This window comes from Citrobacter sp. RHB35-C17 (genome assembly GCF_013816795.1).
GTDB lineage: Bacteria > Pseudomonadota > Gammaproteobacteria > Enterobacterales > Enterobacteriaceae > Citrobacter_A > Citrobacter_A amalonaticus.
This window is the reverse complement of sequence record NZ_CP057150.1, coordinates 1,093,175-1,116,561: the sequence shown is the minus strand read 5'-3', so window position 1 is coordinate 1,116,561 and position 23,387 is coordinate 1,093,175. Positions and strand designations below refer to the sequence as shown.

13 protein-coding genes are annotated in these 23,387 nt (G+C 54.7%); 6 read left to right on the top strand and 7 right to left on the bottom strand.

Translation table 11 applies throughout. The features are described from left to right. Positions 1–27: 27 nt before the first annotated feature. Entirely contained in the window at positions 28–2,142 is a 2,115-nt protein-coding gene (locus HVZ37_RS05255) for an autotransporter outer membrane beta-barrel domain-containing protein (protein ID WP_181628175.1), read from the bottom strand. Further along, positions 2,129–3,400: a hypothetical protein gene (locus tag HVZ37_RS05250; protein WP_181628174.1), complete on the bottom strand. Its 1,272-nt coding sequence runs from the start codon at positions 3,398–3,400 to the stop codon at positions 2,129–2,131. The genes HVZ37_RS05255 and HVZ37_RS05250 overlap by 14 nt, the downstream gene beginning before the upstream one ends. A 584-nt stretch (positions 3,401–3,984) precedes the next feature. On the opposite strand from HVZ37_RS05250, the gene HVZ37_RS05245 reads away from it, so the two are divergent. From HVZ37_RS05245 to HVZ37_RS05235, 3 genes are all read left to right on the top strand, one after another. Continuing rightward, complete coding sequence (locus HVZ37_RS05245; protein WP_181628173.1) at positions 3,985–4,761, top strand: MBL fold metallo-hydrolase; 777 nt, start codon at positions 3,985–3,987, stop codon at positions 4,759–4,761. A 19-nt stretch (positions 4,762–4,780) separates the two neighbouring features. Continuing rightward, positions 4,781–5,749, top strand: a complete 969-nt coding sequence (locus tag HVZ37_RS05240) for a helix-turn-helix domain-containing protein (RefSeq protein ID WP_181628172.1) — start codon at positions 4,781–4,783, stop codon at positions 5,747–5,749. Positions 5,750–5,849: 100 nt separating this feature from the next. Next, positions 5,850–8,927 (top strand): beta-galactosidase, encoded by a 3,078-nt coding sequence (locus tag HVZ37_RS05235; protein WP_181628171.1) that lies wholly within the window; start codon positions 5,850–5,852, stop codon positions 8,925–8,927. An 89-nt stretch (positions 8,928–9,016) separates the two neighbouring features. Here the strand turns inward: HVZ37_RS05235 and prpE are convergent, their stop codons facing one another. The 4 genes from prpE to prpB all read right to left on the bottom strand — a co-directional run bounded on the left by prpE (position 9,017) and on the right by prpB (position 14,562). Next, a complete protein-coding gene (gene prpE / locus HVZ37_RS05230) occupies positions 9,017–10,903 on the bottom strand; it encodes a propionate--CoA ligase (protein WP_181628170.1) in 1,887 nt (628 codons plus the stop codon). A 39-nt stretch (positions 10,904–10,942) separates the two neighbouring features. Continuing rightward, positions 10,943–12,394 (bottom strand): bifunctional 2-methylcitrate dehydratase/aconitate hydratase, encoded by a 1,452-nt coding sequence (locus HVZ37_RS05225; protein WP_044327221.1) that lies wholly within the window; start codon positions 12,392–12,394, stop codon positions 10,943–10,945. 40 nt (positions 12,395–12,434) lie between these two features. Next, on the bottom strand, positions 12,435–13,604 hold the full coding sequence (prpC, locus tag HVZ37_RS05220) for a 2-methylcitrate synthase (protein ID WP_043001662.1): 1,170 nt from the start codon (positions 13,602–13,604) through the stop codon (positions 12,435–12,437). A 79-nt stretch (positions 13,605–13,683) separates the two neighbouring features. Next, complete coding sequence (prpB, locus tag HVZ37_RS05215) at positions 13,684–14,562, bottom strand: methylisocitrate lyase (protein ID WP_044268728.1); 879 nt, start codon at positions 14,560–14,562, stop codon at positions 13,684–13,686. Between the two features lie 250 nt (positions 14,563–14,812). On the opposite strand from prpB, the gene prpR reads away from it, so the two are divergent. Continuing rightward, positions 14,813–16,408, top strand: a complete 1,596-nt coding sequence (gene prpR / locus HVZ37_RS05210) for a propionate catabolism operon regulatory protein PrpR (RefSeq protein ID WP_181628169.1) — start codon at positions 14,813–14,815, stop codon at positions 16,406–16,408. Positions 16,409–16,486: 78 nt separating this feature from the next. Here the strand turns inward: prpR and yahO are convergent, their stop codons facing one another. Continuing rightward, the gene (gene yahO, locus HVZ37_RS05205; RefSeq protein WP_043001665.1) at positions 16,487–16,762 is read right to left on the bottom strand and encodes a DUF1471 family periplasmic protein YahO; all 276 of its coding nucleotides are present in this window, start codon (positions 16,760–16,762) and stop codon (positions 16,487–16,489) included. A gap of 879 nt (positions 16,763–17,641) precedes the next feature. Here yahO and HVZ37_RS05200 point away from each other — a divergent pair. Both HVZ37_RS05200 and HVZ37_RS05195 read left to right on the top strand, forming a co-directional pair. Further along, entirely contained in the window at positions 17,642–20,146 is a 2,505-nt protein-coding gene (locus HVZ37_RS05200; RefSeq protein WP_249418379.1) for an autotransporter outer membrane beta-barrel domain-containing protein, read from the top strand. A 90-nt stretch (positions 20,147–20,236) separates the two neighbouring features. Further along, positions 20,237–23,299 carry an autotransporter outer membrane beta-barrel domain-containing protein gene (locus HVZ37_RS05195; protein ID WP_249418378.1) on the top strand — a complete coding sequence of 1,021 codons (3,063 nt, stop codon included), beginning with the start codon at positions 20,237–20,239 and terminating at the stop codon, positions 23,297–23,299. Positions 23,300–23,387 lie beyond the last annotated feature (88 nt).

Below are 23,387 nucleotides of genomic sequence, written 5' to 3'. Positions count from 1 at the left end.
CGGGAGGGCTGGAGGCACATCATAAGGCTAGAACTGGTATTTGATTCCCAGCACGCCGCTTGTATCGCGAAAACCGTTATGACCCATTTGTTGCGCAACGTTGCTCCAGACGCTCAGGTCCCGGGTCAACCGCCCCTCGACGCCCACCTTCACTTCACCGACGTTTCGACTTCCCTGCAGGGAGGTGCTCGTGTCATTCATCCTGACGCCGTACTGCTTCGAGTTGTGTATCCAGTTCGCCTCGATAAAGGGTTCAAACTCGCGTACGGTTCCTTTTTCCGCGGCGCTTTTACCATTGACGTAAAGACGCATGCCCAGACGGGTCTGAATATTGTTGTCGCCCTGCCCCTGAACCCGCGTGCCGTTTTTCTCTGTATGGTCGTTAGCTTTCACCCCCATCCAGGTGACCTGTGCCTGTGGGCGAAGATACACGTTGCTTTCTATGTCGTCTGCTGCCATGAATGACCCCAGATGGAAGGCGTAACCCGATTCCAGCGACGCCGTCAGCCCCTTGCTTTTATAGCTTTCCTGAGCAATCTCATCACCTTTAACCGTATTGTCAAACCAGTTATAGAGTACCCATGAATCGACATACAGGCCGGTTTTATCCACGGCGTTCTGATACCAGGTTCCGTACAGACCCGCGCTGTAGCCGCTCACCTCACCATGAGAATCGTAGCCTGACAGGCTGTTATGGATGTCGTTATCCTGCTTACCATAGCCTGCCATTACGCCCAACTGATAGCCATCCGTGCCGTTCACACTCCCCTGCAACAACGCGCCGCCGATCTGCACAACAACGCGGTTAGAAGACGATGTGTTCTGATCGTCCGACATCCGCCCCTTGCTGTGCCCGCCTGACGTACGCAGCCACAGACTGGTCATATGCCGTTCCCCGGTAGCAGGGTCGGTATACCAACCTCCCTGACGGTCCTGCAGTCGGGTGTTAAACAGCGTATTCGCTGCCGCCAGGTTGCTGGCATAGCTTCCCCCCTCAGGGCGATAGAGGTTGACCGCATCCGAGGGTTCGCCCGGCGCAGGCCGATCGTTATCAATGACATCAGGGGAATCATCAGGAACAGGCGTATCCGCCAAATGGGTTAAATACCAGTTATTCCTGTCACTGCCGGCAGCCGTTCCCTGCTTCACGTGATATTCATAGCTTCCCGCCACGATACGACCTCGTTGCACAAAGGCCTCTGGCGTTGAACTGCCGGTCTCAATAATTTTAATCCCTTCATGCAGCAAGGCTCCTGAGCCATTCTCATTGTTAACATGCACATAGGTCGTGCCGGTCGCGTTGCCGGTAATCACCAGCTTATCCGTCAAGCTGTTGTCGCCGCCGAGAACGGTGCCCAGCGAAAGCGTACCGCCATTACCCGCATAGTCACCATTGATGGTTAATGTATTCCCGGCGCTGGTCACGCTGTTGTTAAGAATGATATTGCCGCTATTCGTCACATCGCCCGTCAGCATGACGTTGAGAGGTGAGGAAGGCGGAACACCATAATCATCAATCAGCAAGGTGCCACGGTTCTCCAACGCGTTGACGATCTGGCTGTTGCCGTGAAGGTTAAGCGTCCCTTCCTCGCCGACGATAACGCCGGAGGTACTTGCAAATGCATTCGACGTGGTCGTCTTCAGCATGCCTTCACTGACAAAAGTCGACCCCGTATAGGTATTTTCCGCTGACAGTATCAGCGTGCCTTCTCCCGCTTTGGTCAAGCTTTTACCGTTCCAGGCCGGATTGACCTGCACCGTATTGTCCGCCAGCGCGACGCCGAGATCGAAGGTTCTGCCCTCATCAAGCGTGAACGTTCCGTGCGCATCCGAATCCAGCCCGTTCCAGTACAGAGAGTACTTAATGACTCGAGAACCTGCGTTGATATAAGCAAAGTCCGGCTGGTTCATGCCTGCCACGAGGGCATTACTGTAAGAAAAAGCGCCCGTAATCCCGTTTGTGGTTTCAACCAGAAGAATGTCCTGCATATCCCAGTGGGTAATGTTGGCGTTAAGCGAGGCGTTGTCGCCAACAGTAAGCGATGCCGCCTTGAGGCTGACGTCACTGCCAAGGGTGAGCGCTGCCCCATCGGCAAACGAAGCATTACCGGAAAATTCAATCGGCTGTTCAGCCAGCGCCACCGTAGGATCCCTCGCCACCGACGATCGAACCGCTGGCCATATTGGTTATAGTCAGATGATTACCGTATATGCCTGCACCACCGTCTGCGCCATCGGGGCCTGTTGTCTGACCGCCTGAAAAACCCCCATCACCACCGGTAACCGATCCCGCATTGGTGATTGTCATATTATTACCCAGTATTCCCGCGCCCCCTGCGCTGGGCATCCCGGCACCGCCTGCATCGTCCAGACCGCCATAGCCGCCTTCACCGCCGGTCACGGAACCATCGGCTAAATTGTTAATGGTCATATTGCTGCCGGATATTCCCGCGCCAGCATTGCCGGCATTCTCTCCGTAGCCAAACCCTCCTTCGCCCCCGACAATGGATCCGCCGTTGGTGATTCTCAGGTCGGTACCCGATATCGCATCGCCACCTGCGCTGCCGGATTCGCCTCGACCACCCGTAATTGACCCACGGGCAATATTATCAATCACCATATTACTGCCGGATATTCCGGCGCCGGCATTGCCACCTTCAGCCCCATCATAGCCATAGCCCCCTTCGCCACCAAGAATAGCGCCGCTGTTGGTTATGGTCAGCGCAGAACCCGAAATGGCATCGCCTCCCACGCCACTGGAATCGCCTTCACCACCGGTAATACGGTAAGTATTGATAATCGTCAGGTCAGTGCCGGATATTCCAGCACCGCCAATACCGCTCCTACCGCTGTAGTCATCATAACCGTAACTGCCATCGCCTCCGGTGATAGCACCATCGTTGGTGATCATGAGGCTGTTACCTGAGATACCCGCACCGCTAGCGGAATATCTGTCCCCTTCGCCACCGGTGATAGAGCCAGTACGAGAATTGGTTATCGACAGGTCAGAACCCGAGATTCCCACCCCCCCTGTGCCACTGCTGCTAACGCTATAGCTCCCATCACCACCCGTAATTGCTCCGCCGTTAGTGATGGTTACATTATTACCGGTCATTCCGTCAGCACCGTCGCCGCCAGCGTAGCCATTACCGCCTTTAATCGTGGTGCCGCTGCCAACGCTTACGCTGTTATCCGCCGCGGTCGTTTCCGGGTTCGGCGATAAGACATACCCGGCTCCGGCGCCTTCACTGCCGCCGCTAATCCCGTGAGTCCCTGTGTTGGATTGCGCCGTATAAGGAAATGAGCCATCAACATGAATCGTGGCACCGATTACCAGTCCAGGGGAAATAAAGAGTGAAGCAAGCAATAACGCTATTTTATTTTTATTAAAATGTTGCATAAATAAATCCTTTGTTAGTTTCTACAACATTTAATTCATTTCAATGCATTATTTAGACAATAAATAAGCCTGAAAAAACTAACGAGTAAGAAAAACAGTGAATATTTAAATTATGGAATTTCGCTTAACACTGAATGGGTAGCAAGCATAGTATTTGAAAACTACCGAACTTCCGTTATAGAGTAAATAGCAAAAGAAAAGTAACGAATAATTCTTAAATAACTTTATGCTTTAATAAATAAGAACATTAACAACACAAAATCAACAAGTTAGTTAGAATTCAAATCGCCATGGCATTAATATAGAGAAAATCACTTAAGCAACAGCATTAATTTAATTCTTGATAAAAACAGGCTGTTACCTCTCGTACTCGACAATATAAAGTGGTACGTTTATAAATCCTTAAATTTCTTTATTTCATCTGCAACCAATAAATAAGCTGGGAAATGTAGAAGCGGTATTCGGATTTGGCACAAATTCCCTCTGTTGGCCCAATCCCATCGGTATTCGCCCATTTGCCCACATTCAGCTTCTGGTCAACACTCTACGATGACACCACTGGCCCCCTCACGTGGAGTATCACTATGAACATTACCCATATTCGCAACGCCACCCAGTTGATTACCTTTGGCGGCAAAACCTTTCTGATCGATCCGATGCTCGCCCCGCAGGGCGCGTATCCCGGTTTTCCCGGCACGGCGCGGGCCGAAATCCGCAATCCTGGCGTAGAACTTCCGTGCGACATCAACACCCTGTTGCAGGCGGATGCTCTGATCGTCACCCATCTTCATGCGGACCACTGGGACGAGGTCGCCGCAAAGGTCGTGCCGAAAGAGAAGCCGATATATGTGCAAAACGACCAGGATGCGCAAATCCTGCGAGACCAGGGTTTCAGTCAACTCACCGTGCTAACGGACGAGACCCGATTGGGTGAGGTAACCCTGCGCAAAACGGGCGGTCAGCACGGTTCCGACCGGCTGTACGCCATTCCCGCCATGGCCGAGCGGATGGGCGATGCATGCGGGATTATTTTCCAGCACCCACAGGAAAAAACGCTGTATCTGGTTGGCGATACGATCTGGCGCGATGAGGTTGAAAGCAACTTCATCGCCTTCCAGCCGGATGTGGTGGTCCTGAACGCCGGGTTTGCCCACGTGATCGGTTTTGGTGCGATTATCATGGGCGCAGAAGATGTGCTGAAAACCCACTTCGTTCTGCCCGACGCGCAGATTGTGGCTGTTCACATGGAGGCGATAAACCACTGCCTGCTAACACGCGCGGCGCTCAGGGAATACGCGCGCGATAACCAGATTGCAGAATACGTACGGGTGCCGGAAGATGGAGAAACCCTGACGTTTTAATCCCCAGTCGAGGAGTGGTATGCGCCCTGTTACCGTCGCGATCGTCGCCGTTGAAGATTTTAGTCCGTTTCACTTCTCAGTGCCGTGCATCATGTTCAGTGAAAAAGCGGCAACGAAGAAACGCTTTGAGGTGCAGATTTGCGCAGAAGTACCCGGCGTGGTCACCTCTGTTGAAGGCTTTTCCGTTACTGCCCGCCAGGGATTTGCAGCGCTGACAGGGGCTGATATCGTGATTGTTCCCTGGTGGGGGACGACCGCGATTCGCCCACCGCAGTCGCTACTCGATGCGCTGGTTCAGGCCCGGCAAAACGGCGCCCAGGTGGTCGGGTTATGCCTTGGCGCATTTGTTCTCGGTTACGCAGGACTGCTCGACGGCAGACGCGCCGCTACCCACTGGGAGTTGGAAGCCGATTTTCAGACGCGTTTTCCCGCCGCGCGCCTGGATATCAACGCCCTGTACGTCGACGATGATGGCATCATCACCTCGGCCGGTACCGCCGCTGCGCTAGACTGTTGTCTGTATCTCATTCGCCAACGGTTTGGCACTTCGGTGGCGAATCAGATTGCGCGCCGGATGATTGTGCCACCGCATCGCGAGGGGGGGCAGGCGCAGTTTATTGCCCAACCGGTGGCGAAAAACACCCAGGATCAACGGATTAACGGCCTGCTGGAGTACCTTCGCCAGCATAGCCACGAACAGCACGATCTGGACTCGCTGGCGCAAAAGGTGATGATGAGTCGCCGCACTCTGACCCGTCATTTTATGAAAGCCACTGGCTCAAGCGTTGCTGAATGGCTGATTGCTGAACGTCTACGCCGCAGCCAGGAACTGCTGGAATCCTCCCGGCTGCCCGTCGAGCGTATCGCCACAGAGGTCGGTTTTCTGTCTCCGGTGACCTGGCGACAGCATTTTAAGTCCCGCTTCGGCGTCAGCCCGGCAGAATGGCGAAAAACCTTTCAGGGTGTAACGCAAGCAGATTCTGAGTGAGAGACCTCACTCATTCCTCTTTCTCACCTTTACAGGCTTTCACCGCACACCGTATCTTCAGCAACCTGTGAACGAACAAACTGCGCAACAGGATGCCTCCATGACCTTCAGCACGAATTCACTCGCCGCCGTACTGGCCCGACGCGACTGGGAAAATCCCGGCGTCACGCAGCTAAACCGTCTGGAGGCGCATCCTCCTTTTGCCAGTTGGCGCAACGCGACTGATGCGCGTCACAATACCGCCTCATCTTCCGTTCGCAGTCTGAACGGCGCGTGGAAATTTATCTGGTTCGCCTCGCCGGAAGCGGTGCCGGAACGTTGGCGTCTGGGCGATCTGGACGATGCCGATACGATCGCGGTGCCATCAAACTGGCAGTTGCTCGGCTATGACGCCCCCATTTATACCAACGTGACCTATCCGATCCCGGTGGATCCGCCGTATGTGCCGCATGAAAATGCGACAGGATGTTATTCGCTCACCTTTACAATCAGCGAAGCTGAAATACGTGATGGACAGACGCGAATTATCTTTGATGGCGTAAATTCCGCTTTTCATCTCTGGTGCAACGGGCTTTGGGTGGGCTACGGTCAGGATAGTCGCCTGCCGTCGGAATTTGATCTCAGTGAGTTTCTGGTCAGCGGTGAGAACCGTCTGGCGGTGATGGTGCTACGCTGGAGCGACGGCAGCTATCTGGAAGACCAGGATATGTGGCGAATGAGCGGCATTTTCCGCGATGTCTCCCTGTTAAACAAACCCGCCACGCAAATCAGCGACTTACGCATCACCACCCACCTCAACGAGGATTTCAGCCGGGCAATCTTTGCCGCCGAGGTCAGAATGCGTGGAGAATGCCGTGACACTCTGCGCGTGACCGTTCAACTGTGGGATGGCGACGAGCTGACGGGCGAAATCACCGCGCCTTTTGGCAGCGAGATCGTTGATGAGCGCGGAGCCTATGGCAATCGCACGACGCTGCGTCTGCATGTCGATCAGCCTTCACTGTGGAGCGCCGAAACACCGCATCTTTATCGCGCAGTTGTGCTGCTCCATACGGCGGATGGCACACTGATTGAAGCCGAGGCCTGCGATGTCGGCTTCCGGAAGGTGTGCATTGAAAATGGCCTGCTGTTGTTGAACGGTAAGCCACTGCTGATTCGCGGCACCAACCGTCATGAACATCATCCTGAAAACGGTCAGGTGATGGACGAAGAGACGATGGTGCAGGACATCATTCTGATGAAGCAGAACAACTTTAACGCCGTGCGCTGCTCCCACTATCCGAATCATCCGCGATGGTACACACTTTGCGATCGCTATGGTCTGTATGTGGTGGATGAGGCCAACATCGAAACCCACGGCATGGTGCCGATGAATCGCCTGAGCGACGACCCGACCTGGCTGCCCGCCATGAGCCAGCGCGTGACGCGCATGGTGCAACGCGATCGCAACCATCCGAGCATTATTATCTGGTCGCTGGGGAATGAATCGGGTCACGGCGTCAACCATGACGCGCTGTATCGCTGGCTGAAATCAGACGATCCGTCACGCCCGGTGCAGTATGAAGGTGGCGGCGCGGACACGGCGGCAACGGATATAATTTGCCCGATGTATGCGCGCGTCGATCAGGATCAGCCGTTCCCGGCAGTGCCGAAGTGGTCAATCAAAAAATGGCTGTCGCTGCCCGGCGAACAGCGCCCGCTGATCCTCTGCGAATATGCCCACGCGATGGGTAACAGCCTCGGCGGATTCGCCAAATACTGGCAGGCGTTCCGCCAGTACCCGCGCCTGCAGGGCGGCTTCGTCTGGGACTGGGTCGATCAGTCGCTGATTAAATACGATGACGAAGGCAACCCCTGGTCCGCGTACGGCGGCGACTTTGGCGACACGCCTAACGATCGCCAGTTCTGTATGGACGGGCTGGTGTTTGCCGACCGCACGCCGCATCCGTCGTTGTTTGAGGCGAAGCACGCGCAACAGTTTTTCCAATTCACGTGGCTGCCTGGCGCGCAACGTCAGATTGAGGTCACCAGCGAATATCTGTTCCGCCATAGCGACAACGAGATCCTGCACTGGACCCTCGCTCTGGATGGCAACCCAGTTGCCACCGGGGAGGTCACGCTGGATATCGCGCCGCAGGGTCGTCAGCGCATCACCCTGCCGGACATCACACAGCCTGACGCGGCAGGTCAGCTCTGGTTGACGGTGCGTGTGGAACAACCGCAGGCAACCGCCTGGTCGCCTGCCGGACACATCAGCGCCTGGCAGCAGTGGCCGCTGGAGGAAAAACTGAGCGTCGTATGCTCACCGCGCGCCAGTACTGCGCCACAGCTCAGCGTCAGCGACGCCGCATTTACCGTCACGCTCGGTCATAAGCGCTGGGAATTCTGCCGCCAGCAGGGCACGTTAACGCAATACTGGATTGGCGATGAAGCCCAGTTACTGACGCCACTGCGCGATCAATTTACCCGCGCGCCGCTGGATAACGATATTGGTATCAGTGAGGTGACACGGATCGATCCTAATGCCTGGGTTGAGCGCTGGAAAGCCGCCGGGCATTACCAGGCGCAGGCGGTGTTGCTGCAATGCGAAGCCGATACCCTTGCAGACGCGATTCAGGTAGCCACCGTTCACGCCTGGCAGTATCAGGGTGAAACCTTGTTTATCAGCCGTAAAGCCTGGCGCATCGACGGCCACGGCGAAATGCAGATCGCCGTTGATGTCGATGTTGCCAGCGGCACGCCGCATCCGGCACGTATCGGTCTGACCTGCCAACTGGCGCAGGAAGCAGAACGGGTGAACTGGCTGGGGCGTGGTCCGCATGAAAACTACCCGGATCGCCTGTCTTCTGCCTGTTTTGACCGCTGGGATTTATCACTGGATGAGATGTATACCCCTTACGTTTTCCCCAGTGAGAACGGCCTGCGCTGCGGTACGCGTGAACTGAAGTACGGTGCGCACGTCTGGCGCGGTGATTTTCTTTTCAACATCAGCCGATTCAGCCAGAAACAACTGATGGAGACCAGCCATCGACATCTGCTACAACCGGAGGCCGGGGCCTGGCTGAATATTGATGGTTTCCATATGGGCGTCGGCGGCGACGACTCCTGGAGTCCTTCTGTGTCGCCGGAATTTCAACTGAGCGCCGGGCGCTATCACTATCGTGTTAGCTGGAGCTAAGTGCCTGATGGCACGACGCTTATCAGGCCTACATGTTGAGTCATTGTAGGCCTGATAAGGCGTTTACGCCGCCCTATCGGGCCATCAGATTACTCCTCCATCGCCTGGCGGATGTGCTGCAGCGCCGCCGGATCGTCAAGCGTGGTGAGATCGCCCGGATCGCGGCCTTCGCAAATGGCCTGGATCGTGCGGCGGAGCATTTTGCCGGATCGGGTTTTCGGCAGTTGCGAAACAAACCAGACGTGGGCAGGACGACCAAAGTTGCCAATCTGGCTGTCCACCAGCGCCATGATCGCCTTCTCTTCCGAATGCGCCACATCGCGGTCTTCCAGACTGTCGCTCTGTTTGGGAATGACAAACGCTACCGCCACCTGCCCCTTCAGCGCATCTTTTACCCCGACCACCGCCACTTCCGCCACGTTCGGATAGCTGGAGATACTCTCCTCAATTTCCCGCGTGCCCAACCGGTGCCCGGCGACGTTAATCACATCATCCGTGCGCCCCAGAATGAAGTAGTAGCCGTCGGCGTCACGAATACCCCAGTCAAACGTGGCGTATACCTGACGATTGAACAGCGACCAGTAGGTATTCACAAACCGTTCATCGTCGCCCCAAATGGTCTGAATACAGCCGGGTGGCAGCGGCCCTTCGATCACCACCATCCCCTTCTCGTTGGCGCCGCAGGGTTCGCCGGTCATCTCATTGAGCAACTGGACGTTATAGCCATACATGGGCACGCCGGGACTGCCGAGGCGCGACGGCCGGTCATCCAGTGCCCGGGCCAGCGCCATAATCGGCCAGCCGGATTCGGTCTGCCAGTAATTATCAACAACCGGCACGCCCAGTGTTTCCGTTACCCAGCTTGCGGTCGGTTCGTCCAGCGGCTCGCCTGCCAGATAGAGCACCTCCAGCGAGGAGAGATCGTGATTGCGGATCTGCGCGGTCGGGAATTTTTTCAGCACGCGAATGGCGGTCGGTGCCGAGAACATCCGGTTGACCTGATATTTCTCGACGATCTTCCACCACACGCCGCAGTCCGGATACGTCGGCAGTCCTTCATACACAATGGTTGCCATCCCTGCCAGGAGCGGTGCGTAGACAATGTAGGAATGCCCGACAACCCAACCGATATCCGACGCGCAGAAGAACACGCCCCCCGCTTTGCCGCCAAAAATGGTCGCCATTGAGGTCGCCAGCGCCACGGCATAGCCGCCGACATCGCGCTGCACGCCTTTGGGTTTTCCGGTGGTGCCGGAGGTATAAAGAATGCAGGACGTTTCATTGGATTCCAGCCACGTCACCGGCACCGTGGCGCCGAGATGCTGCTGGCGCAACGTCGCAAAGTCGAGATCGCGACCGGCCACACGCGCCATTTTCGCCAGCCCGCGATCCACCAGTAACACCTGTTTCGGCTGATGTTGCGCCTGCTCGATCGCATCATCGAGCAGCTTTTTATAGGGCAACACTTTACCGCCGCGCGCCCCCGCATCGGCGGAGACAATCAGCACCGGCTTCGCGTCATCGATGCGCGCCGCCACGCTGTGCGAAGCAAAACCGCCGAACACTACCGAGTGGATCGCGCCAATCCGTGCGCAGGCCAGCAGCGTGATATGCGCCTCAGCGATCATCGGCATGTATACCAGAACCCGATCGCCGCGCTGCACGCCGAGCGATTGCAGCATTGACGCCACCACGTTCACTTCGTCATAGAGCTGACGGAAGGTAAAGGTGCGCTCCTCTTCGGTCTCGGATGAGACAGCGATCAGCGCCAGCGCATCCGGTTGTTTCTCCAGCCAGCGGTCAATGGCGTTATGACACAGATTGGTGGTACCGCCGCAAAACCAACGGGCAAACGGCGGATGGCTGTGATCCAGCGTGCGGATAAACGGCTGCTGCCAGTCAATCCGCCGGGCCTGTTCGGCCCAGAATGATTCCGGTTGCGTAACAGAACGCTGATAAAATTCGCTAAAAGACATAACGCTCTCCTGTTGAACTTACGCCTGATGAAGCGGGTTCTAGATGACATAAAGGTCCATGTACTCATTGACCGGCATCTGCTCCAGGCGAGTTCTGTCCAGGGAGACCTCCAGGATGCGCTGCTGTTGGCGAGTCGGGAACTGGCGCGCCAGGTTAATTTTGAATTTTTCGATCAGTTTCGGGATCCCGTCGGTACGGCGACGTGCATGGCCAATCGGGAACTCCACGACCACCTCGTCAAACTGTGAACCGTCAGTGAATTCCAGGGTGATCGCATTGGCGATGGCGCGTTTTTCCGGATCGTGATAGTCCGCGGTAAACGCCGGATCTTCAACACAACGGATCTTCTCGCGCAGGGAATCGATTCGCTTGTCCTGTGCCACGCCGTCCTCATAATCCGCCGCCGTTAAGCGTCCGAACAGCAGCGGGATCGCCACCATATACTGAATACAGTGATCGCGATCGGCCGGGTTATTCAGCGGCCCCTGCTTATCAATGATGCGAATGCAGGCTTCGTGGGTGCGAATGGTCACTTTTTCGATATCTGCAGCGCTTTTACCTGCTGCCTGCATTTGCGCATACAGCGTCATTGCCGCTTCAACCGCCGTCTGAGAGTGGAACTCCGCCGGGAACGAAATTTTGAACAGCACGTTTTCCATTACGTAGGAGCCGTATGGACGCTGGAAGCGGAACGACTCGCCTTTGAATGAGACGTCATAAAACCCCCAGGTTTTCGCCGTCAGCGCTGACGGATAACCCATCTCACCGGTTTTCGCCATCAGCGCCAGACGCACCGCGCGCGAGGTCGCATCGCCCGCCGCCCAGGATTTACGCGTGCCGGTATTCGGCGCATGGCGATAGGTGCGCAGCGACTGTCCGTCGACCCACGCCAGCGACACCGCGTTGAGGATCTCATCACGCGTTAGCCCCAGCATTTCAGCCACCACGGCGGTGGAGGCCACTTTGACCAGCAGAACGTGGTCAAGCCCCACGCGGTTAAAGGCGTTTTCCAGCGCGATACAGCCCTGAATTTCGTGGGCCTTAATCATTCCGGTCAGCACGTGTTTCATGGTCAACGGCGCTTTACCCGCCGCGACCGCGTTGCGTGAGAGCCAGTCCGCTGTCGCCAGGATCCCGCCGAGGTTATCGGAAGGGTGGCCCCACTCCGCCGCCAGCCAGGTGTCATTGAAGTCGAGCCAGCGGATCATCGCGCCAATGTTAAACGCGGCCTGTACCGGGTCGAGCTGAAACTGGGTACCCGGCACGCGCACGCCGTTGGGCACCACGGTCCCCGGAACAATCGGCCCCATCAGCTTTTTACAGGCCGGATATTCCAGCGCTTCCAGACCACAGCCCAATGTATCAAGCAGACAGTAGTGGGCGGTGTCATACGCCACCGTTGACGCTATCTCGTAGTTGACGACGTAATCCACGATATCAACGATTTCACGATCGAATTCCGGGCGAACATTTAAAATTTGAGCGGACATAAGGTACGTTTCCTGTTTTTTTATCTTTAGAGGTAATGAATTACTGACGCTGATCAATCGGCACAAACTCACGATCGTCCGGGCCGGTATAGTTGGCGGAAGGACGAATGATTTTGTTGTCCTGGCGCTGTTCAATAATGTGTGCCGCCCAGCCGGTGACGCGGGCGATAACAAACAGCGGGGTAAACATTTCGGTGGGAACGCCCATCATGTTGTAGGAGACCGCCGAGAACCAGTCGAGGTTAGGGAACATCTTCTTCGTCTCCCACATCACCTCTTCCAGACGATCGGCAATGTTGTACATCTTCAGCGAGCCCCCCTCTTCGGAAAGCTGCTTCGCCACACGTTTGATGACCTGATGACGCGGATCGGCAATGGTATAAACCGGATGACCAAAACCAATCACCACTTCTTTGTTTTCCACGCGCTTACGGATATCGGCTTCGGCTTCGTCCGGCGTTTCGTAGCGCTGCTGAATCTCCAGCGAGACCTCATTCGCCCCGCCGTGTTTCGGACCGCGCAGTGCGCCAATCGCGCCGATAATGGCCGAGTAAACATCCGATCCGGTGCCGGCAATCACGCGGCTGGTAAAGGTGGAGGCGTTGAACTCATGCTCGGCGTACAGCACCAGCGAAATGTGCATTGCTTTTTCCCAGCTCTGCGTCGGTTTTTCGCCGTGCAACAGGTGCAGAAAATGGCCGCCGATAGAGTCGTCATCGGTTTCTGGCTGAATACGCTCGCCGTTGTGACTGTAGTGATACCAGTAGAGCAGGATGGAACTGAGCGAGGCCAGCAGCTTATCGGCAATATCACGCGCGCCGGAAACGGTGTGCCCCTCTTTTTCCGGCAGCGTACAGCCCAGCGCCGATACGCCGGTGCGCATCACGTCCATCGGATGCGATGCCGCTGGCAGTGCTTCCAGTACGGTACGGACGTTAGCCGGTAATCCGCGCAGCGCTTTGAGTTTACTTTTGTATGCCTGAAGTTCGTCACGGGTCGGGAGTTTGCCGTGAATCAGCAGATGCGCGACTTCTTCAAATTCGCACTGCCGGGCGAGATCGAGAATATCGTAGCCGCGATAGTGCAGATCGTTGCCGCTTTTGCCGACGGTGCACAGCGCGGTATTGCCCGCCGGTACGCCGGACAGCGCGACGGATTTTTTAGGCTTAATAACATGGGTATTATTTTGCAGGATCGTTGTGTCGCTCATGTTGTCCTCATCATTATTGTCATATGTAGGGTACTGAGGGTTTTCGTCCAGGCCTGATAAGGCGTAGCCGCCATCCGGCCTACTTGATATACAACGCGTCGAGCTTCTCTTCGTACTGGTAGTAATTGATGCTTTCATACAGTTCGTTACGGGTCTGCATGATGTCGATAACGCTCTTTTGCGTCCCTTCCTGGCGCAGCACGTTGTAGACCTTTTCAGCAGCCCGGTTCATGGCGCGGAATGCCGAGAGCGGATAGAGCGCCATCGCCACGTTCGCACTGCGCAGTTCGTCTGTCGTGAACAACGGCGTAGCGCCAAATTCGGTGATATTGGCAAGAATCGGCACCTGGACTGCATCGGCAAACTGGCGGTACATCGAAAGCGCCGTGATCGCCTCCGGGAACAGCATGTCGGCGCCCGCTTCGACATAGGCCCGGGCGCGATCGATCGCTGCGTCTAAACCTTCCACCGCCAGGGCATCGGTACGCGCCATGATCACAAAGTGGGGATCGGTACGGGCATCCACTGCCGCACGAATGCGATCGACCATCTCCTCTTTCGAAACGATCGCTTTATTCGGACGATGGCCGCAGCGCTTGGCGCCAATCTGATCTTCGATGTGTAACGCCGCCGCCCCGGCTTTGATCATCGACTTGACGGTGCGCGCAACGTTAAACGCCGACGAACCAAAGCCGATATCAGCATCCACCAGCAGCGGGAGCGGACAGACGTCGGTGATGCGGCGAATGTCGGTCAAGACGTCGTCCAGGGTGGAGATGCCCAGATCCGGCAGTCCCAGCGAACCAGCCGCGACGCCGCCGCCCGAAAGATAAATCGCCTGATACCCGGCGCGCTGGGCCAGCAGCGCATGGTTGGCGTTGATGGTGCCGACGATTTGTAAGGGGTTTTCTTTGGTGAGTGCAGCGCGAAATGCCTGACCCGGAGAATCCAGAGACATAGTCCATCCTCGTGTTATCAACTTGTAACTAACCGTTGATTCACATAAAGCAAGGGCTATGCCAAAGGCGCTTTGAAAGAGAGTGTTTTAAATAACCATCGATATAACAATAAGATAAACCACAGCATACCGCGATAAGCGAAAAAAAGCGTGTCAGCTAACGTTTCATGAAACGTCCCGACCGGTTTCATTGCAACAATTATGAAACAAGACTACACCCATTACTCTGTCCTTTTATTTTGGGTTGGCTATGGCGACGACAACGCTTCCCCCGCGGGTGAATGATGACAAACCGGTTATCTGGACGGTCTCAGTAACGCGACTGTTCGATCTGTTTCGCGACATCAGCCTGGAGTTTGATCATCTGGCGACCATCACCCCCATCCAGCTCGGTTTTGAAAAAGCGGTCACCTATATCCGTAAGAAGCTGACCACCGAACGCTGTGATGCGATCATCGCCGCCGGATCGAACGGCGCATATCTGAAAAGTCGCCTGTCGATACCGGTTATTCTGATCAAACCCAGCGGGTTTGACGTTCTGCAGGCGCTGGCAAAGGCCGGAAAACTGACCGCCTCCATTGGCGTGGTGACCTACCAGGAAACGCTGCCAGCGCTGATGGCTTTTCAAAAAACCTTCAACCTGCAACTGGAACAACGCAGCTATATCACCGAAGAAGACGCGCGCGGGCAGATTAACGAGTTGAAAGCAAACGGCATTGACGCGGTGGTTGGCGCGGGACTGATTACCGATCTGGCGGAAGAGGCAGGCATGACCGGTATCTTTATCTATTCCGCCGCCACGGTGCGTCAGGCCTTTAGCGATGCGCTGGACATGACCCGCCTGACCCAACGTCGCCACGGTCATTATGCCTCCGATCAGGCGCTGCGCACCCGCTATGGGCTGGGGGATATTCGTGGCGAGTCCGCACAGATGGAACAGGTGCGCCATACCATTATGCTGTATGCCCGTTCACCCGCCTCTGTCCTGATTCAGGGGGAAACCGGCACCGGGAAAGAACTGGCAGCCCAGGCCATTCACCGCGAGTTTTGTACGCGTCCTGGCACGCGCGGCGACAAAACGGCGCATCCGTTCGTCGCGGTGAATTGCGGGGCGATCGCCGAATCGTTGCTGGAAGCGGAGCTGTTTGGCTACGAGGAAGGCGCCTTCACCGGATCGCGACGCGGTGGTCGTGCCGGGCTGTTTGAAATCGCCCACGGCGGAACGCTGTTTCTCGATGAAATCGGCGAAATGCCGTTGCCGCTGCAAACCCGACTGCTGCGCGTGCTGGAAGAAAAAGAGGTCACCCGGGTGGGTGGACATCACCCCATTCCGGTGACAGTGCGGGTGATTAGCGCCACCCACTGCAATCTGGAAGACGAGATGAAACGCGGGCAGTTTCGTCGCGATCTGTTTTATCGCCTGAGTATTTTACGTCTGTCGTTACCGGCTCTACGGGAGCGCCCCGCCGATATCCTGCCGCTGGCGGAAGGTTTTTTAAAACAATCGCTGGCCGCGCTCTCCGTACCGTTTACCGAGTCGGTGCGCGCCGGACTGGCGCAGAGTACCGGTGCGCTGTTGCACTATCAGTGGCCGGGAAATATTCGCGAATTGCGCAATATGATGGAACGGCTGGCACTGTTTTTAAGCGTTGAACCGATGCCACAACTGAATGAACATTTATTACAGCAGATACTGCCGGAACTGGCGGAGAACGAATCGCCGTCATACCCTTCGCCTTCCGCTACGCCACAGCAGGTGCTGGCGCAGTTTAACGGCGATAAGCGCGCCGCCGCGCGTTATCTGGGGATCAGCAGAACCACATTCTGGCGACGGCTGAAGGAATGAACGGCCGGATGGCGACACACAGCGTCTTACCCGGCCTACACATTTCACCAGGCCAGCGCCATCCGGCACGCTTACGAATTACTTTTTCTTGTAGATATTGGCAGTGCCATGAATTTTGTTGTCGGTTTGACCGGAAGTCAGCACGACCACATCAGCCCCTTTCTCATCCGCTTTTTTGAGCAGATCTTCTTTCGCATCCTGAGTGGACGTTTCATTGCTGGTATTGATGTTGCCAATCAGGGTGTACTGCGACTCCACCTTCTCAAACTCAGCTTTTGTTAACAGCTCCGCTGCAAACGCATTTGTCGCCACAAAAGCCAACGCACCAATCAAGAGTTTATATCCAGTTTTCATAGAGAAGCTCCAGGTTATGTTATGACGCTATCATCACCGCTGAATCCATGCCGCTGTTCAGGGATGATTAATAACTAGTTCAGCTTCCAGAAAAAATCCAGAGCCCTTTCAGTGATAGGTTGCTTTTGTGATTTCGGCCTGCTCAGTCCTTTTTTGCATACTACGGTAAAGTTAAGTCACTTTCTGCATATAAATAAAATAATGACCGACAGCCCTGTCTTTTAATAAATCTCTCATTATTGCGTAAATATGCATAACCCTGTTCGGAACAACTCCACTTAAGATTATTATCAAAACCCTTACAGACTTATTGGTAATAATCTTAACATCGATAAAAAACATTCAGATTAATACCAATGTAAAAATTGACGGTCATCAAAACAATGATAATTAGCCAGCCTAAAATTCTTAAAAAACATTATTCCCGTCCGTAATTAAACATATTAAAGCGATACTCACACTAATGTTAATCCTTCGCATCTATTCAGTCTATCTTATCAAAATCCTCGCCTATCCTGTTGTTTTCCGCCTTATATTTGCATTATTCCTGGAGGGATAGCCAAAAACAATAAACATTTGTAATCAAATAATTAGCCATCACTTAAATATTTTCACTCTGTTAACGACGGTTAATAGACTCAGCCTATCAATATCGAATGCAAGCCTGCGGCAAAACGATTACGCTATATCGCCAACGGCAAATAATATTAAAAATCATCAGAATTTTATTTGCATGAGCAACCCGACAAATAGCCGTGTATTCAGCACTGGCTTTTCTGGCTTATGCCTGGATGTAATATTTAAATCTTAAGGAAGAGTCAATATATGAAAATAAATGCACAGTGTTTCCCTGAAACTCTATTAGCCATTGCAATTTCCATGGCTTTAACGTCCACTGCGGTAGCCAATAATAATATTTCCCCACCAACAGGTGTGGGGGATACTGTCATTATTAATAATGGACAAAATATTACGCTTTCCGCCACGGAAAATACCGACCCCGCATGGAATAACTTCCGCAGTCTTTGGGTGGGTGATAACTCCGACGGCTCACTGCTGATCGATGGTCGGGCTATCACCACCGCCGCCGGTATGATCGGTAATGGCGCAAACGGCAGCGTGACGCTGACGAATGGTGCGACCTGGACACTGGGCAATTTGAATCTGGTACTCGGGACCCATGATGGTTCAGGTACGCTGCTGGTGAATAACGGCAGTAAAATCAGCGGCATTGATGAATTACGTATTGGAGAATATGCTGCAAACGCGCAGGGAACGGTTACCATCGATGGCGCAAATTCGTCCGTCTCTTCCGTCTGGAGCGTGGTCGGCGATCAGGGGCGCGGTAACCTGGTGATTACCCGCGGCGGAACCCTCTCCTTAAGCGAACACATGAACATTGGCTACGTCGGCAATACGAGTAACACCAGTCGTAATGGCTACGGTGTCGCCCTCGTGGACGGTGAAAACTCGCTGCTGGATGTGACGGAAGGTATTTACCTCGGGGGGTTCGCAACAACACCCAATGACGCCACCGGGATCCTCACCATCAGTAACGGCGCAACGGTCCGCTCGGGTAACTTAATCTGGCTGGCAGTGGGAGAAGGCAGTACCGGCATCCTGAATATTGGCGGCGCAAAGGGCGAAGCACAACAGGCTGCGGGAACACTGGACCTGCCGTGGATCTACCTTGGCAACACCAGCGGTATGAGCACGGCAGAGCTCAACTTTAATCACAACAGCGACGACTTCGTACTCTCGGCCAAAATCACAGGTATTGGCGAAGTCAACCATTTCGGCTCCGGGACGACCACGCTGACAGGCGCTAACACCTATCAGGGCCCTACCCACGTCGCAAATGGTACATTGCGCGCCGGGGCAGAAAATACCCTGAGTGCAAGATCCGATTACCGCGTGGACAGCGGCGCGCAGCTGGATCTTAACGGCTATTCACAGACGCTGAATTCGCTGGAGCTGGCAGGCACAGCGATACTCTCTTCCCCGTCGCAAGTGCAAGCAGCCTTTAGCCCAACCCTGTTGACAATTAACGGTGATTACACCGGAAACAACGGCTTGCTGGCCTTGCGCACTGTGCTGGGTGATGACCTGTCGCCAACGGATAAGCTGATTGTGAAAGGTGATACCCACGGCATCACGCGCGTCAGCGTCAGTAACGCGGGCGGTAACGGAGCCGCGACGATTGAAGGTATCCGTATTATCGACGTTGAAGGGACTTCAAACGGTACCTTTGTGAAAGAAGGCCGTATTGTCGCAGGCGCATATGACTACGACCTTGTGAAACGAGACAACCAGAACTGGTCGTTGACCAGCCTGGCCTTGCCAGAACCGGTTCCACCAACTGAGCCGAAAGAACCCGTAATTCCAGAGTCTCCGACACCTGAAGGTCCGCACCAGTATCGCCCGGAAACCGGCAGCTATCTGGCGAACACCCTTGCCGCCAACACGCTGTTCACCACCCGGCTTCACGATCGTCTGGGTGAAACCCAGTACACCGACGCGTTAACCGGCGAACAGAAAGTCACCAGCCTGTGGATGCGCCACATCGGCGGACATCACCGCTTCAAGGACGGTTCCGGGCAGATCAGCACCCAGAGCAACCGCTACGTGATGCAACTGGGCGGCGATATCGCGCAATGGAGCACCGACGGCTTCGATCGCTGGCATCTGGGTCTGATGGCCGGTTACGCCAACAGCAAGAGCCGCAGCCACTCCAGCCTGACCGGATACTCATCCCGTGGGGAGATCAGCGGCTACAGCGCCGGTCTGTACGGCACCTGGTATGCCAACGACGCCGATAAAACCGGTGCGTATGTCGATGGCTGGCTGCTCTATAACTGGTTTGACAACACCGTGTCCGGACAGGGTCTGGCGTCTGAAAAGTATGATTCAGACGGCATCACCGCCTCTGTCGAAACGGGCTACACCTGGAAGCTGGCCGAATTCAGCGAGCGTAACGCGCTGTACATCCAGCCTAAAGCGCAAATCACCTGGATGGACGTGCAGGCTGATACGCACGTTGAGAAAAATGGCACCCGGGTGGTGGATAAAACCGACGGCAACCTGCAAACGCGTCTTGGCGTCAAAGCCTACCTGCAAGGCCATAACGCCATGGATGACGGCAAAGACCGCACCTTCCAGCCGTTTGTCGAAGCCAACTGGCTTCACAACACCCGTAGCTACAGCGTGAAGATGGATGACATCAGCAACGACGTGAAAGGCAACCGCAATATTGGCGAACTGAAAGTGGGCGTTGAAGGCCAGCTTAGCCAGCGTCTGCAACTGTGGGGCAACGTCGCCCAGCAAATTGGCGACAACGGCTACAGCGATACGCAGGGAATGTTAGGCATCAAATATAGTTTCTGATCGCCCAAACAAAAAATGTCCTGCAAAGGCCGGACATTTTTTTCTTTATTACAAATAAAAATAAGTCGTTAATCTCACGGAGAGTCATAAATGACATATATAAAATGGAAATGTCTTGTACCTGTCGTGGTGGGAAGTTCGTTTCTCGCCTCACCGTTTGTCTTATCGGCCGAGTTGGAAAATAAGACCTTCACCAGTTCGATTTCGTCTATTAGCAGTGGAACCCACACCGTTAGCCTCGGTGATGTAACCCTGGACGCCAGCGGTTACACGGGCAGCGCCAGTTACCAACGCGCGCTAATCAATACCCTGAACGGTGCAGTGAACATTAATATCAGCGACGGGAATACCCTGACACTAAGAGGTTTTAATAATAACACGACAGACGAACGTGCAACGCTGCATGCTTACAAGCGAGATACACTCAGCGGCACAATGACATTCACTGGCGGCAATATTGTCGTCAGTAATGAGGTCAAAAATAGTTACGCCGATATTTACGGTTTATTTGCCGGGCCAGGTGGTAAATTTGATTTCAAAAGCGACGGCGATAATAAAGTTAATTTGACTGTACTGATGCCGCAGGCGGGATATGTCAGCACCCACCGCTGGGGGATTGGTTTGTATAACGGTGAGCTGGCCTTTGATGGTGGAAACTTTGTCATCAATGTTGACTGCGATCCGGGCGACAACTCTATCGACCGTCGCGTGGGGATGGTTCTTGCCGCAGGAAGTGATGTGGATATCAAAGCCGATCGTATTGATATCGATGCCAATGAACTGGCATTACAGTTTGCCGCAAGGGCTGGCGCGAGCACGAGTAACACTGCTTATAACGTGATTAATACTGCCAAATTTGAAGCTGACTACATCACTCTGAAAGGCAGCCAGGGTATCCTGGCGGCGCTCCCCTACGCCACTTATGGGACGAGAAATAGCATCGAATTTACGGGGCTGACGAAGATTGAAGCGCTCTCACGTGGTGATGAAAATAACCTCTTTGGTGAGGCTGGCGGTGGCCGTGCACTTGACCTGATGGCAACGGATATCACCTTCAACAGCAATGCGATCATCGTCGGCGAGAACCTGACTTACCTGGGCAACCGACCCGGTTACGAGCATGAATTCACAGGTTGGATCGACCCGTACTGGATGCGAACCATCTCCCTGACTGACCAGTCGTCGCTTATCGCAAAAGGCGATTTTCTGCTGACCAGCAACGGTGGCTATTACAACACAGGCCTTTACCTTTGGAAAAGTGAGGCGCAGTTTCAGGGTAAAACCGCTATTACTATGCAAAATGGCGTCGATACCGCACGAGCGGTTTATGCTTATGATGGCGGCAGTAACACCACAAAAGTTGAATTCCAGGATGATTTAGGCATCTCACTGTCTGATACGCACGCCAACTATGTGGCGGGTATCGAAGCCGCGGCGGGTGGTATTGTCGATGTGCAGAAAGGTCTGCTGATGACGGATAACAGCGATCCCACCTGGTCCCTGCTCTCCCGTGGAGCAAACAGCCTGATCAACGTGAATTCATTAGAAACCGGCACGGTACAGGTCATTGGCGACATTGGCGCAATTAACGATGCCACGCTCAATATGGTACTGAATAACGAAAACTCATTCCTGACGGCCACCAGTTATACCGCTACGTCTGGCTCAACCAGCAACGGTATTGTTAACCTGGATCTTTCCAACCAGGCCGTGTGGAATATGACCGGTAGCTCTCATGTCACCGACATCACCTTAGACAATGGGACTGTCAATTTCCTGCCTCCGGAAAGCAGCGGTGTGTTTAAAACTCTGACTGTAGAAGGTAATTTCTACGGCGGCGGAACACTGAAAATGAACACGACACTGGGTGGCGATGATTCTCCCACCGATAAACTTATCGTGGAAGGCGACACGTCCGGTAATACGCTGGTTGCGGTGAATAATATCGGCGGTACGGGCTCGCAAACGGTGAACGGTATTGAAATTGTCGAAGTGTATGGCGATTCCGCAGGTACTTTTGCCAAAGCCGGACGTATTGTCGCGGGGGCTTATGACTATGATGTGGTGAAAAAAGGCAGTAACTGGTATCTGACCAACACCTTCATCACTGACCCAGTGCCGGAGCCTACTCCCGATCCCGCCCCGACACCGGCCCCAACGCCACAGCCGGAAGGAGAGAAAACCTATCGCCCGGAAACCGGCAGCTATCTGGCGAACACCCTTGCCGCCAACACGCTGTTCACCACCCGGCTTCACGATCGTCTGGGTGAAACCCAGTACACCGACGCGTTAACCGGCGAACAGAAAGTCACCAGCCTGTGGATGCGCCACATCGGCGGACATCACCGCTTCAAGGACGGTTCCGGACAGATCAGCACCCAGAGCAACCGCTACGTGATGCAACTGGGCGGGGATATCGCGCAATGGAGCACCGACGGTCTGGATCGCTGGCATCTGGGTCTGATGACCGGTTACGCCAACAGCAAGAGCCGCAGCCACTCCAGCCTTACCGGATACTCATCCCGCGGGGAAATCAGCGGCTACAGCGCCGGTCTGTACGGTACCTGGTATGCCAACGACGCCGATAAAACCGGTGCGTATGTCGATGGCTGGCTGCTCTACAACTGGTTTGACAACACCGTGTCCGGACAGGGTCTGGCGTCTGAAAAGTATGATTCAGACGGCATCACCGCCTCTGTCGAAACAGGCTACACCTGGAAACTGGCCGAATTCAGCGAGCGTAAGGCGCTGTACATCCAGCCTAAAGCGCAAATCACCTGGATGGACGTGCAGGCTGATACGCACGTTGAGAAAAACGGCACCCGGGTGGTGGATAAAACCGACGGCAACCTGCAAACGCGTCTTGGCGTCAAAGCCTATCTGCAAGGCCATAACGCCATAGATGACGGCAAAGACCGCACCTTTCAGCCGTTCGTCGAAGCCAACTGGCTCCACAACACCCGTAGCTACAGCGTGAAGATGGATGACATCAGCAACGACGTGAAAGGCAACCGCAATATTGGCGAACTGAAAGTGGGCGTTGAAGGCCAGCTTAGCCAGCGTCTGCAACTGTGGGGCAACGTCGCCCAGCAAATTGGCGACAACGGCTACAGCGATACGCAGGGAATGTTAGGACTGAAATACAGCTTCTGACTTTCTACCACCCGTGGTAACACGGGTGGTTTTTTTCACTCGCCTCCCTTTGTGATCCCATTCGCATCCCTCAGATTTTGTTGTAAAT